The organism is Dysgonomonas sp. Marseille-Q5470 (assembly GCF_951230145.1).
Taxonomy (GTDB): Bacteria; Bacteroidota; Bacteroidia; order Bacteroidales; family Dysgonomonadaceae; genus Dysgonomonas.
The window spans coordinates 55,089-70,109 of the sequence record NZ_CATNVE010000010.1; the positions used below are offsets into that span (position 1 = coordinate 55,089).

At 34.8% G+C, this 15,021-nt stretch carries 8 protein-coding genes; all 8 read left to right on the top strand.

The annotated features are described in order from the left end of the window. Nucleotides 1–336 precede the first annotated feature (336 nt). The 8 genes from QOX35_RS14205 to QOX35_RS14240 all read left to right on the top strand — a co-directional run bounded on the left by QOX35_RS14205 (nt 337) and on the right by QOX35_RS14240 (nt 14,821). Complete coding sequence (locus tag QOX35_RS14205) at nt 337–1,326, top strand: helix-turn-helix domain-containing protein (RefSeq protein ID WP_283687475.1); 990 nt, start codon at nt 337–339, stop codon at nt 1,324–1,326. 801 nt (nt 1,327–2,127) lie between these two features. Continuing rightward, nucleotides 2,128–2,715 carry a DUF3575 domain-containing protein gene (locus tag QOX35_RS14210; RefSeq protein WP_252637454.1) on the top strand — a complete coding sequence of 196 codons (588 nt, stop codon included), beginning with the start codon at nt 2,128–2,130 and terminating at the stop codon, nt 2,713–2,715. Between the two features lie 6 nt (nt 2,716–2,721). Then, entirely contained in the window at nt 2,722–4,185 is a 1,464-nt protein-coding gene (locus QOX35_RS14215) for a DUF3868 domain-containing protein (protein WP_283687476.1), read from the top strand. 65 nt (nt 4,186–4,250) lie between these two features. Then, nucleotides 4,251–5,885, top strand: coding sequence for an Mfa1 family fimbria major subunit (locus QOX35_RS14220; RefSeq protein WP_283687478.1), 1,635 nt, complete (start codon nt 4,251–4,253; stop codon nt 5,883–5,885). Nucleotides 5,886–5,983: 98 nt separating this feature from the next. Then, nucleotides 5,984–6,955, top strand: coding sequence for a FimB/Mfa2 family fimbrial subunit (locus QOX35_RS14225; protein WP_283687479.1), 972 nt, complete (start codon nt 5,984–5,986; stop codon nt 6,953–6,955). Between the two features lie 37 nt (nt 6,956–6,992). Beyond that, on the top strand, nt 6,993–8,291 hold the full coding sequence (locus QOX35_RS14230) for a fimbrial protein (protein ID WP_283687480.1): 1,299 nt from the start codon (nt 6,993–6,995) through the stop codon (nt 8,289–8,291). Between the two features lie 12 nt (nt 8,292–8,303). After that, a complete protein-coding gene (locus QOX35_RS14235; RefSeq protein ID WP_283687483.1) occupies nt 8,304–9,242 on the top strand; it encodes a fimbrial protein in 939 nt (312 codons plus the stop codon). A 116-nt stretch (nt 9,243–9,358) separates the two neighbouring features. Next, on the top strand, nt 9,359–14,821 hold the full coding sequence (locus QOX35_RS14240) for a cadherin-like domain-containing protein (RefSeq protein WP_283687484.1): 5,463 nt from the start codon (nt 9,359–9,361) through the stop codon (nt 14,819–14,821). Nucleotides 14,822–15,021: the final 200 nt, after the last annotated feature.

Here is a 15,021-nt window from a genome sequence, read left to right on the forward strand (position 1 = left end):
TTTCAAAGTCAATATTTGCATCATAAACCACATAAAACAACGATTAATGCATTTTTAACAATATAAATAGATTAAATACGAATTCGGATTATATAAATAATACAATATGGTTTTAAATTTAAGAATAATAGGATTTTAGAAAAAAACATGTGTATAATACTCAAAAAATGAAACTACACATCATTAAGCAATCTGTATTTTTGCAATTAAACAAAAGAATACACTTTAATTAGTCACAAACATTTAAGTCTTAACTCAACTTAGGCATTGAGATTATAAAAACACACTTTTTTCTTTTGATAAAATACTAAATACTAATATTATAGAGGAAATAAAATGAATAATTTAGATTTTAATAATGTGAGGGAGACAAAAATAGATAACACAGTTCATAAAAAACTAATTAATGCCATCAGAACAGTAATTGTAGAAAAAGAAACACTAACTAAATCAGACAAAGAAAAAGTAGCTTCAGTTCTTGCAGACATCCTCTGCCTTGGTAAAGAGTCGGTTTATAGAAGACTTAGAGGAGAGGTTCGCTTTTCTTTTGACGAAGTTGCATTGATTGCCAAGACTTTATCATTTTCGGTTGATAATATTATTGGGTCCCAAATAAATGAGAAAGCTATTTTTGAGATTAATTTAATAGATGCAAACCAGATAAACAGTGCATATACCAAAACATTGGAGAATGATATCAAAATCATCAAGAATATAAACAAAACCAAAGATTCAGTGTTAAAGTGTGCTTTTAGTAACCTGCCTTATCTATTTTATTTACATCATCAAAACTTATCAAAGCTCAGGCTTTTTAAATACGCTTATCAAATTAAGAAAAGTCAACCTCTACCATTCAAAGACTTTATTATTGATAAAGAGGTTTTTAACACTCAAAAAATATTAACTTCGGAACTAAAAAAAATAAGACATTCCAGCGTCATCATCAGTCATGATATATTCTCGTCTATTATTAGAGAAATCAATTATTTCTACAATCTCAATTTACTAGATGAACATGATTTAATCTCTTTAAAAGATGAATTAAACGATTTGTTAAACGAATTATATACATATACTGTATCAGGACAATATGCAAACGAAGCAGACCTATTCCTTTATTTATCAAATGTAGATATTGAATCATCGTATATATTACTTGAAGGTAATGGTATCTCTCTGGCACATCTCGCTATTTATGGAATCAGTGGTATGAATTCTCAGAATAAAAACATTAGAAATGTCCATAATGAATGGATTGAATCATTAAAAAGATACTCTACCCTTATTACTTTTGGTGGAGAAATTCAAAGACACAATTTTTTTTAAGGAACAAAAAAATATTATTAATACTATACATCCTTAATTCCACATTTTGTATATACAAAACACGAAAAGAAAATCAGATACAATTTAAAATTGACAACATACACCTTGCACAGTATTTATAAATAATAGTGTAAGGTGTTTTTCATTTACACATATCAATACTAAGTAACCGCCATCCAGCTAACCAACTAACATATAACAATTAACTCTAAAAAATAGTAGAAAAGCCTCTAAAATAATTAGAGGTAATTTGACTTTGTGACATTTTTTCTTCAGCAAAATAAGTTTTGACTTTATCTGAACTATTTATAAAATAAATTAAAATACATATATGTATTAAAGAATCATAAAATGCATTTACGTATTAATTAAATAAATAAAACAACAATTTTTGCATTTTAACAATTACCATATATCACATTATACTATAATATTATGAAAATACATGGAAATTAGAAACTAAAAACTGCAATATTCTACAAAAATGCACATATAATAAAGTTATATAAATAGATATTTGTACAAAGCAAAATAACATAAACAGCCTTTTAATTATTTAATTTTCAATAAAGATTTTCTAAATTTTATGAAATAAAAATAAATAGTGGCTACATATAATAGAATAAAAGATTACAAATATGCGCAAATTTTATATTAAACACGGTTTAGAGACAAACTGTAGGGATAAATGTTGCTATAACAGTAAAGAAATAGAGTTAATTGGTTTTATTTTTTATAAAATTACAGGAAATGCCTTTCGAGTTTATTAACAAAACACTGGTCATTATATATCTCAAGAAAATGAATATTTATCAACAATTAAGAAGTGCCTGTTTAGCCTTTTTGATTTTTTTTAGCTTTTCTACTGTTGTAAAAAGTCAGGAAATAGCTATAAAAACAAATCTAGCTTATTGGGCAACCACAACGCCTAACTTAGGGCTAGAAGTTGGTTTAAGTAAAAAGAGTACGCTAGAAATTGGCGGAGGATTAAATGTATTCTCTTTTTCCGACAATAAGAATTTTAAGCATTGGCTTGTTCAACCCGAATACCGTTGGTGGTTTTGTGAATCATTTAACGGACATTTCTTAGGAATACACGCACATGCTTCTCAATTCAATGTGGGAGGCTGGGATATTCCTATCGGACGTTTAGATGTCCTTAAAGATAAAAGGTATGAAGGTTATCTATACGGAGGCGGTATAAGTTATGGTTATCAATGGGTAATCAGTAACCGTTGGAATTTTGAATTTAATATCGGAGCCGGTTATGCTCGTATTCATTATGATGAGTATCCATGCGAAGAATGTGGTACAAAGTTAGATGAAGGAAATTATAATTATTGGGGAGTAACTAAGCTAGGCCTATCTTTTATTTATTTCTTAAAATAAAGATTCATGAAAAGAACAATAATCTTAAAAATATATTTGTTTGTATCGTTGGCAGGATTTATAATACCTGTACACTCACAAGCGCAATCCGAGCAAGTTAAGGTATCTGGAGAGCACTTTATTAAACAAGATAATAAAGTTGCCATTAAAATGGATGTCATTCTGGATGAAATACATGTAAATAGAAATGACATGGTTATTTTAACTCCAATACTTAAGTCTAATCAAAACAAACTGGATAGTCTAAGCCTCCCTCCTGTCGTTGTAACAGGAAGCTTGCGAAATAAAATATTGAATCGTAACAGCACATTCGGAAAAGATCTTCCTTTTAGTACTGAGCCTAATGCTATAATAAAAAGAAATAACAACACAGCTCAATCCGTAGACTATAATGTATCTGTACCTTACAGAGCATGGATGGACGATGCTTCCATATCTATGTTGAGAACGACCTCTGGTTGTGCAAATTGTTATACCGTATTAGACGATCAGCTAATAGCGCAAAACATACTACCCAAAAGAGATCTAGCATCTTATCAACTCTCGTTTATTGTTCCTGAAGTAGAGGTAAAAGCTCGAAAAGACCGACATACTGCAACATTTAATTATATTGTCGATCGTTATGAGCTACTTCGTGATTTCGGAAACAATCAGAGTGAGTTCGATCAAGTAGACAGAGTTATTGGCGAAATACAAAACAATAATGATCTACAGATAACTGAATTTAGTATCGCAGGATACGCTTCTCCCGAAGGCGGATTTGAGCATAACAAAGTACTATCAGAAAACAGGGCTAATTCTTTTGCCGACTATCTTGTTACAAAATTTGGCATCATCCGCAATAAATTTACTGTAGAGGGCTTTGGTGAAGATTGGGCAGGGTTGAAAAATGCTGTTTATGCATCTAATTTATCTAATAAACAAGCTATTTTAGACATAATAGATAAGACCTCGAACCCTGATGCTCGCGATGCAAAATTAAAGAGGTTATCGAATGGAGAAACCTACCGTACATTATTGAACGAATATTATCCTCCATTACGCCGTACAGAATATGCTATTGCTTATGTTGTTCGCCCATTTAATGTTGAAGAAGCCAGACAGATTATTAAAACGAACCCAAAACTACTTAGTTTGAATGAAATGTATCTGGTAGCCCATAGCTATCCAACTAGCAGCAAAGAATTTAGAGAAGTGTTTGATATTGCAGTAAGATTGTATCCTGAAAGTGATATCGCTATAATGAACTCTGCCGCTGCAGATATTGAAGGTAAAAATCTAGATGCTGCAATTGACCGTCTAAATAAAATAGAACGTAATCCTAAAGCTTGGAATAACCTTGGTGTAGCCTATATATTAAAAGGAAATACAGAGAAAGCTTTAGATTATTTTGCAAAAGCAGCCGATAGTGGCAGCGTCGATGGAAAGAAAAATCTTGAAACACTACAAAAAGCAATCAATATAAAATAAATATAAGCAAAATATTTAATTGTAAAATTTCAGAAAGTAAAACATGACGTAATAATTTAAAAAGAATGAAAAAAGCAAAACTATTCTTAATAGCTGTACTAGTCCTAGGGCTTGCTTTTACAGCCTGTAGCGATGATAATAATTTAAATTCACCTACTGAACAAGAGACTACTACAAATGTTAGTATCACTCTTAGTATGTCTTCGAGCACAAGAAAAAGTTTACCGGACGACTATCGTTTGATTGGAGAATGGGCGGGAAGAGATGACATTACCAAAGTGGCTATTTATCTTATTGACGGTGCTTCCGTTACTGCTCAATCTTTTAATGTAGGAACGGATTATAAAAAAGAAGTAATAAGTGGGCAGGTGACTCTAGTTCCTCAAGAATCGGCTGCCATTAAAACAACTGCCGGAGTTAAAAAGGTTTATGTATTAATAAATGGAACGACAGAGGTTGAAAATGCTTTGGCTAAAACACCTGTTGCTGAATTCGAGAACGCATATGCTCAAGCTGCTTTGTATATAGCTAATTCGGGTACAAGTACAACTGTAAGTACTTCTGCCGAAAAATTAGCTATAAAAAATGGAACAACAGACGAGAAAATTCTAATGACTTGTGTTGAACCTAAAACAATTGATGTCGTTAATTATGTGTCTGCTGCTGAAACTACTGCCGCTGCATCTCCTAAAAACCGTGTTAGTCTAGTTGTAGAAAGAACTGTTGGACGTGTTATGGTATCCACTGAAGGACTAACTTATGATGTTCCTGCAGGAAACGGTTCTACCATCTTAGGTACAATTTCTGAAATCAAATGGGTATTGGCACAAGGAGAAAGCTCTCTTTATCTTCAACGTAAAGCTGATTTCGCAACACCTAATTTTGGATGGGTACCAACTACCGATGCTCAATATTGGGGTACCGAAATTACAGGTTCAAGTTCGAAATATGATTACTCAGGTTTATTCGAAGAATATGATCCAACAACTCAGTTTGGAGGAACTAATGTTGCTACTATGAGTGACTATGCAACAAATCCATCATCGGCTATAACAGATGAATTAGAAGCTAGCTTATCCGGTAAATTTATCCTGCCAAACACTCACGCCTATGGAGCCGGAAATGAATCCGGTTACAAGAAGGGTAACACTGCATATGTTCTTATCAGAGCTAAATTCACACCTTCTGCTGCGGCTTTTGCTGACGGAGAAACTTATACAGCAGGTGATGACTTCTTCGTAGGAGCGAATGGTAAATTTTATGTGAGCGCTGCAAATGCTGTAACACCAAGCAAAGGTGGTGTAACCGGACAAACTGTAGCAAGATATGTAAAAGGTAAAGTATTGTATTATGCATGGGTTAATCCTGATAATATTCCTACATGGTATAATTCTCCGGTTGTAAGAAATAATGTATATCATATCCATATTACAGGATTTAAAAATTTAGGAACTAACTGGAATCCATTGTTCCCTGAAGATCCGAATAATCCAAAAGGAGAACCGGTAGATCCATCAAATCCGAATGGTCCTAAAAAACCATTGAATCCCGATCCTAGGCCAAACGTACCAGGTGTAGAGGAACCGGAAAATCCTGTAGATCCAACAGATCCGTTGACTACTCCTGAAACATGGATGAGTGTAGATGTTACCGTATTACCTTGGCAACTTCATTCTTATAGTATTGATCTGGGAATCTGATTTATAGAAAATTTATAATTCTAATTATATCTGGGGGAAGTAAGGATTCCTTTTTCCCCCAGTCTTTTAAAACATCAATTATATACAAAATGCAACAAATGAAGAATTTGCGAATTAAGATATTGATGACCGCGTTAACATTAAGCGCAATTTTTTGGGGGTGTGATTCTCTTATTTATGACGACTTAGAAGACTGTCCCCAAGGTGTATACGTGAAGTTTTTTTCAATGACACCTTGTGCTGTAGATTCAACGTTCATAGGTGAAGCATCATCACTCACAGTGTTTGCGTTTGATGAAGAGGGTAAACTTGTAACTTCAGTGAGCAAGCAGAATGTAACTCTTAACCGCGATTTTGAAGTGCTTGTTCCTGTTTCGAACGGAAACTTCTCATTTATTGCATGGACAGGAGTAAACGAAAACTTTACAAGAAGCACTTTCTCTTCCGGCATTACAACAAAGAAAGATGTAATGTTAGCTATTAAGTCATCAGAAAGTAGAGCGGCTAGTTTAAGCAATACTGAACGCATTTGGCAAGGTGAAAGCCCAACGGTATTTTTGCCCGATCCTGAAAAAAGTGGATCACTATATAAGCATACTAAAATCAATTTGCGCGAGTTAACCAATCGTGTTAAAGTGATTGTCGAATTTGATGCAACAATCACAGAGTTAAAGCCTCAAGATTTAGCTGTGGCTGTATCATCGGCTAATGGAACTATAAATATAGATGGTTCTATGCCATATAATTCTCCTGTAATATATTATCCTCAACAAAATACTGTTTACACAGATAATAGTGTAACATGGAATTTCTCTATGTTAGAGCTTGTTACCGGATATCATAATAATTTGACTATCAATTATCCCAAAACAGGCCAGCAAGTATTTAACGGAGACCTTATAGGTAGTATTTTGATGAATACTGTTAATGGAGGAATTAATTTGAATTGTGAAAACGATTTTACAATAAAATTTGTACTTAAAGATTACTGTGCAGAGTGCGGGACAAATTTCAGTTGCGCAATCTATGTAAACAACTGGCTTGTACATAGCTATAGCACAGATTTATAATTATAAAGCATTCTTTGCTTTAATAATCTATATGATTATGACAAGATTATACTTAATATATATATCACTTTTAGGACTTTCATTATCATTTGCAGGTTGTGATTCTCTAATTTATGATGATCAAAAGAACCCGCAATCCGAGCCGGTAGTTTATCTCTCGGTAACTAAAGCCCAGGCAGAAGGATTAGAGACTTTGAATGCAGATGATATAGAGTATGAAGACCGGGTTCATGACTTGGCTATGCTGGTCTTCGATTCATCTAGCGGTATAAAGGTGGGTGAATACTTTGATGAAAATATTCCTATTTCAGAAAAAGACAAGTCTTTTATTGTACAACTGAATCCGGGGCCCGGTCAACGTGATTTTTATTTTGTAGCTAATATGCCCATAGCAGCCTTAAAAAGCATAACCACGCGGTCTGCTATGGAATCATATATGAATACCTTTAGAGATTTAGACACAGACTTATATCTAAATGCTACTGAAACAAAAGGGTTCCCAATGTCTCGAATATACAAGAATCAGACCATTACTCAAGGCGGAAATATTTACTCACCCCTACCCTTTCGTCCTAATGGCGAAGACAGAGTAAAACTTATTCGAGTACTAGCAAGACTAGAGGTAAAAATAGACGGTTCTACAACTAATTTGGGCGTAAAAAGCATATATTATAAAAATGCTTATCGACAATTTAGTCTACAATCTCCGTTAACACCAATCGTACCGATTTATTACGAAGATAAACCGTTAAAAAAGGTAGATAATTCGTTTATATATTACATGCCGGAGGCTCTGATGTCAGCTCCTAGCTGGTCGGCAAGCTCTCATCGGCCTGTCAATTACTTTGTTATTGAAACATTGAACGGAACGCTATACGAAATTCCGATCATAACATATGACGGTACCATAGCTGAGAGCGATTATTTGTCTTTTGCCACAGGAAATCAAACAGAAAAACCAGATTATAATATTTACCGTAACCATCATTATTTTTTTAGTATAAAAAAATTACAAACAATCGAGATCATTTATAGTATCGATCCATGGAAGATCAAGCAGAGCGCAACTTACATGGGATATGGCTACAATGTAGGAATTGATGAGGACGGAAAAATAACAATAAGCAATACGATAGAAGCTTGTGCTCCGCATGACATTGTGCTGAAGACAGTCGCACCATTCAAGTTTTCTGATAATACGACCGAAAAATCGTTTAATAATTTTGATCCTACGGCATCTGTAGGATATACCCTAAGCACTATTCCTAGCGTGGGAGATGGGTCATACCTTCAGGTATATTACAACGATGCATTGGTAAAAACTTTTAGCAAATAAAAGATAAAGACTATGAAAAAAATAATATATGTAACATTCTTTCTGAGCCTTTTCTTTGTTGCTTGTTCAAATGAAGAGACGCCGGAACCAGGATTCGATAACAACAATATAGAATTGTCATTAAGTGTAAATAATTACATTAAAAATATAACGAAAGCCGAAAGTGATGGAACGGAAGAAGAGCAGACTGTAAATGATTTATATGTATTCCTTTTCCCGACTACAAGTTCTCAGACGTTAATTAAATATTATATTTCAGGAGTAACATTTACCGGAGGGTCTTGGAATAGTAGCACAAAGAAAGTCTCATTGAATCTCACACAGGCTGAGGCTGGTAATAGAAATGTATATATAGTAGCAAATTGCTCTACAATTAAAACAAACCTTGATGAAGTATCAGCTATAGAAGACCTACAAGCTATTTGGCAAAGAGTAAATAACCCATGGTCTGCGAACATTACAACCCCATTGTTAATGTCCGGAAATAAGACTCATGATTTCAATACGAACTATCAACTCAATAATGTATCATTAGTTAGGGCTCTAGCAAAAGTTCAACTGAATGTAAAACTTTCTGCGCAACATTATAGTACTCCTTTAGTAGACAGCAAAGCTCAATATAGTTACAAATACATTGATTTTGATAAAAATACGTATGTATTTAAACCATCTACAAAAACAGATAATCTAGCAAGTTCTAACGACTGGACAGCTTGGAGTGCAACTGGCTCAGTTTCATCCTATACTTTAGATCAAGGAAATGTTACAAACTTGACATTAATCACTTATATAAATGAAAGAGATAATGCAAGTAGTGCCATAGAGATAAAATTACCATATCAGGCTACGGGTCCATTACCTCCTCCTGAATTTGGTGATGAAACATATAAATTGTTACTGCCATCGAAGATTGAGCGTAATCACTGGTATGTATATGATGTGGAAATTTAAAAATTAATACGAAGGTTTGCAATATAGCCACAAAAGTAAATTAATGATAGATTGGTTAAAAGCTGAATATAAAACATCAGGGATACGATCCAATAAGTCTGTTAATTATTTGAATTATGAATAAAAAATACCATACTCAGGTTTATCCGAATCAAAGTTTGAAAGTTGAAAGATACTTTTTTACTCATCATAAAAGATCAAACCTTTATCTATTATTTCTATTATTGTTTTTTACAATATCTGTATCATATATTCATGCTGAAGGTTCCGGTAACTGGAAAGGCTCTACGACAGTAAGTCGTCTAAGTTCGTTGTATGTTCCCGGAAATACTGCAGGAAATACAGGCTACGATACTCGCGGAAGCATGATGAGGCCTAGTGCAACTACGAATTATGATACGAATCACCGCTTCTATGTTTATGTAAAAGCGGGTGAAACTGTCTACTTTAGCTTTAAGAGTTCGACCACCAGCAATTTTACTTGGTATTATGATAACTCATCGACAGGATATAATACATTTTTCCCTTCAGGACTTTCAGGTTCAGGACAAACGGCAGTTACAACAGCTAATAGTAATTTACAAGGAAGAACGAGTACCAATACAAGTCTGACACAGGCTCAAGCTTTTGTCGGCCCCTCTGCTTTAACGTCGGGAGGTTATCCTACCACAGGAACCGCAAGTGCTACCAATACGAACGCAGGTGGTCAATTTACAAACAATACCGGTCAAGATAGAGCTTTTTGGGTAGAAATGGCTAGTCCGGGTAACACTGGTTGGGAAATTACCGATTGGGATGTTACGGTTGCCTCCGGAACGACCAAGCGTCCAGGCCGTGTATATTGTAGGTATTGGAGTATTTATAGTGGCCTTCCTACTACAGCCGGTCAAACAAATACTTCTTCATTTCACGATGATTTTGGATTCTATGTACCCGTAGATAATACATATTCTGCACAAACAGACGATTATTATATTAAGTATGTCAATTTTGGAAAATCGAATGCGGGTTATGTAGTATTTTTTGCTAATGACTCTGGACCACTAAACGAGAAATTAGCGAATGGAGACCCCAATATTGAAGAAAACCGCAAGTCTATTAAAGGAACATCCAATCGCTATCAGTATCCTTTATTTGTTGCAGAACCGGATGAATCTATTTGGAAAACTTCACGAGGTCCGGTTGCTAGTACAGACGTAAGATTTGGAAGAAAAGCGGATGCTACAGGTGGAGAAGCATATTTTATCGTATATGTGGATACTCCCGGAATTCTGGATATCCTAGTAGACATTGATGGCTCAGGAAGTTACTCTGCTGGTGATGTTCGCCTTTTCAGATACTTTAATGATGCAGGAACCTATGATGTGTATTGGGATGGGAAAGATGATAATGGCAACATTGTTCCGGCAGGGACTGTTATTAAGCTATTCACATCAGCAAATTTCTTTCCGGTCCATTTCCCTGTCTACGATATGGAACAAAGTCTTGGGATAACAATGAAAAACATCAGACCGGTAGATATGAATAAAGCCACGGTTAAACTGTATTGGGATCATAGTAAAGTTTACACAGGGGGTCCCGGTAACAGAAATACCAATTGGTTTACAGTTCCAGCTAATCAATCCGGCACTTTTGCTAATAATAATGTACAATCTCCGGCTATAAATACTACGGGGGCTGATAGCCCTGCGAATATCTGGTGGGCTAGTGGAAATAATGGTATTGGGAATGAAAATACATTTAATGTTTATGCAGGGTCATGGATGGAAACGATGGAGTTGAATTTTACATTCAACTGGGATAAGTCTGATATAGAAGTCGTCAAAACAGTTAGCAACTCTACGCCGGCCATAGGAAGTGAGGTTACTTTCACGATCAAAGTAGCCAACAAAGGTATGATGTATTCTCAGAATATAACGGTAGACGATTTATTACCTTCGGGGTATGAATATGTAAGTCATACAGCCTCTATGGGCTCAACTGTTACCCCTTCACCTATAGGAAGTAATGATCCCGAAGTTTGGAATCAACAACAAACGACCTATGATCCAATTATCGGAATATGGACTGTATATGATATACCATATGATGCACTTGATCTAAGCAAAAACGAAAGAGTATTAACTATTAAAGCGAAGGTACTCAAATCGGGTATATATAATAATACAGCAGAAGGATATCCGCAGACAAAAGAATCAGATCCAGATCTAAGCAACAACATTTCAACAGTTACGATAAATCCAACGAATACAACGAATGCTGTTAATGATATTAATGTAACACAAGAAAACAAATCAATCAGCGGAAATGTATTGACCAATGATTTCGATTTGGAAGGACATACCCAGACCGTTACTTCTACAGGTTCTTTCACAACAGTAAACGGTGGAACAATTGCAATAAATGCAAATGGCACTTATACATATACCCCTGCTAATGATTTTATCGGAACCGATTCTTTTACTTATACTGTATGTGATGATGTTCCTGCACCTCTTAAAGCATGTGCAACAGCAACAATTACAATCAATGTTATTCCAGAACGAGACCCATCGATTAATAACAATGTTGTAGCAAATGATGACACAGGTGTTACCGAACAAGACATACCTCTATCGGGAAATCTTTTAACGAATGACTTTGACCCTGACGGAGATAACCTAATTATAAATACAACCCCGACAACTCCTCCTTCACATGGTACAGTTACAATATCATCAGACGGAACATACGTCTATACTCCAGATGCTGGCTTTAAAGGTGTAGATACTTTTGTATATGAAGTATGTGATGATGGTGACCCTGCAACATGCGACAGAGCAACAGTAACAATTACTGTATTACCAAAAAGTGATAAGACAAATCATACCTATGCAAATGATGATGCTTATTATAGTGAAGTAAATAAAACAGTAAATGGAAACGTATTACTGAATGATTTTGATCCCGAAGGCGATAACCAGATAGTAAACACTACTCCGGTTAATGCTCCGGTTCATGGATCTTTAGTTCTAAATATTGATGGTACGTTTACTTATACTCCAAATAATGGATTTACAGGAACAGACAGTTTCGTATATGAAGTATGCGATAATGGCACTCCCGTAGCTTGTGACAAAGCGACTGTATACATTCACGTAAATCCAGAACCAGTATCTCCATGTGAGGAACAGACTATATTTTTTGAAGATTTTGGCACAAGTGATAAATCTATCAACTTTGGTAGAACAACCTCACCATATATGCCTTCCGGAAGTTTTACCTTAGGAACGCCATATCCAGAGACTGATGATTATAATCTATATGCTATTGATAATAATCACTATGCAGTTGTTGCTCCCGGATATATAAAATTAGGGCATCGTGAATATCAATATTATTTCTGGACTCCGGCATACAACGAAAACAATACCGTACAAGACCGTTCTAATACAGAAAATGGGGCTGTAATGGTTGTTAATGCTGGACAAATCTTAAATTCATTTTATAAAAGGGAGCAACTTCTACAAGTCGGTGCTTCATATAGAGCTTCACTTTGGTTGTATCTTGTTAATGGACCTTCGCAGATAGCAATTGACGTAAGACATCCTAAAACAGGAGAAGTATTAGCTACAGTAAAATCAAAAAAATTAGAAGACTGGGATACTTCAGTAAAAAATCATTGGACATATCTGGAACTATACTTCTCTGTACCTATACCTGATGATGAAGAAAGTTGTAAAGTAGATAATATAGTATTATCATTCAGAAATGACTTGACCGGAAATCAAGGAAATGATTATTATATAGATGATATTCGTTTAGAGAAAGTATGTAATGTTCCTGACGGAACAATTATAATAAGATGTCCTAATCCTAATTATAAGAATTTCTGGCATGGTACTATTGATAACGATTGGACTAAAGAGCCTAACTGGACAGCAGAATTAATTCCCGCTTCTGGAGATGATATTGAGTTTGCAACCGCTTCTAATAACGGACCTTCAGGTAATGGAAATGGTGCGGGAGCAGCTATTAATGATCTGTATTTAGATAAAGACCGAATTATTGGAGATCTTACCAATAACTCGGATATGAACCTCGTAGTAACAACCCAAAATCAATTAACTATAAACGGAACCGTCAACGACAGTAACTCTGATAAAGGAACTATCATCGTAAAAACATCTCCAGATGAAGCTACAGGAACACTTATTTTTACCAATCCGGCAACGAACTTAGCAGTAAATGCGACTGTCGAATTCTATAACAAAGCATACGAATGTTCTACTTGTGGATACTATAAGAGACAGTGGCAATATTTCGGGATACCGGTAAATAGCTCTGAATTTCCTTCTACCGGAGTAGAAACTGTAAACCAATGGGTAGAGCCTTACAGCGGAGACAAATGGCGTCCTGCACCATATAGCCCGGATACTCAATTAAAAGCATTCAAGGGCTATGAAATGACCAATAGTGCTACTTCTTTACCTGACAAAATATATAATTTCACAGGTACACTAAATGTAGGTGATGCGATTGTGCCATTAACAAAAACATCGAATGTGAATTATTCAGGCATGAATTTGATTGGTAACTCATATACAGCAGCAATCCCTATTTCAACAGATGCAATTACTTTTGGTACCGGACTATTGGAAGAAGAAACTGTATACTTATTCAATACAGGAACCCGTGACCAATGGCGTAAGCTAAATGGATCTACTGCTACCGGTATTAGCGGAGGACAATATCAAGCTGTACCATTCAGCTTGGCTGGTCAAGCAACTTTACCTGATAGGATCTTATCGATGCATACATTCATGTTGAACGCTAAAACATCCGGTTCGATAACTTTGAAATACGCTAAATTAGGAAAGAACGAATTGATTAATCAATCAGCATGGCGTTCATTAAAAAGTAGCAATAGCGAAGCTTATCCTCATATTATTATGGATGTAATAGGTGATTCATCGGCCGACCGCGTATGGTTGTTCGAAAATCCGGCAACTACAAACGGATTTGATAATGGTTGGGATGGATACAAGTTACTAGAAAATGGTTTGACTCAGATTTACGTATCAGGTACAAATAAAGAGAAGTTCCAAATAGCAACAGTACCACAAATAACAGGTACAGCTTTTGATGTAAAAACTTCAATAAATGAAAATTATACATTAAACTTATCTGTTACTCCGGATATAGAAAATCGTAAACTATACCTTCGAGATTTAACAACAGGACACATCTACCCTATTGTTAATAATGGAGAATATGCGATTAATGGAAAAAGTAGTTTAGATAAAAATCGCTTCGATATTGTTTCCAGCAACTCTGTACTAACTGACGATGATGAAGGTTCAGCATTAATCAATATTACAGTAAATAACAATGTTATCGTAGTAACCAATATGTCTGAAGTAGATTGTCTGGCTATTGTATACGATCTGAACGGTAAAAAAATATTTAGTAAAAACGTTAAGAAATATAGTTCCGAAAGCTTCACTGACGCTTACTTTATTCAAAACAGCGTTTATATAGTTAAAGTAGCAGATAATAAACAGACAGTAAAAAAGACTAGCCGGATATTTATGAAATAAAAGCTGGAGTAATAATTCTGATTAAAACGGAAAATAAAGAAAGAGACATTCTTAAAATATACTATCAACCAAGATAGTAGTGTAGTTTTGTAAAAGTTTTTGAGAACCTATGAGTCGTGAGATTCGTAGGTTCTATTTTTATTATTAATAATTAGAGATTTAGTGCTGAGCAATATTTGACCTCTACTTACAAGGTAATT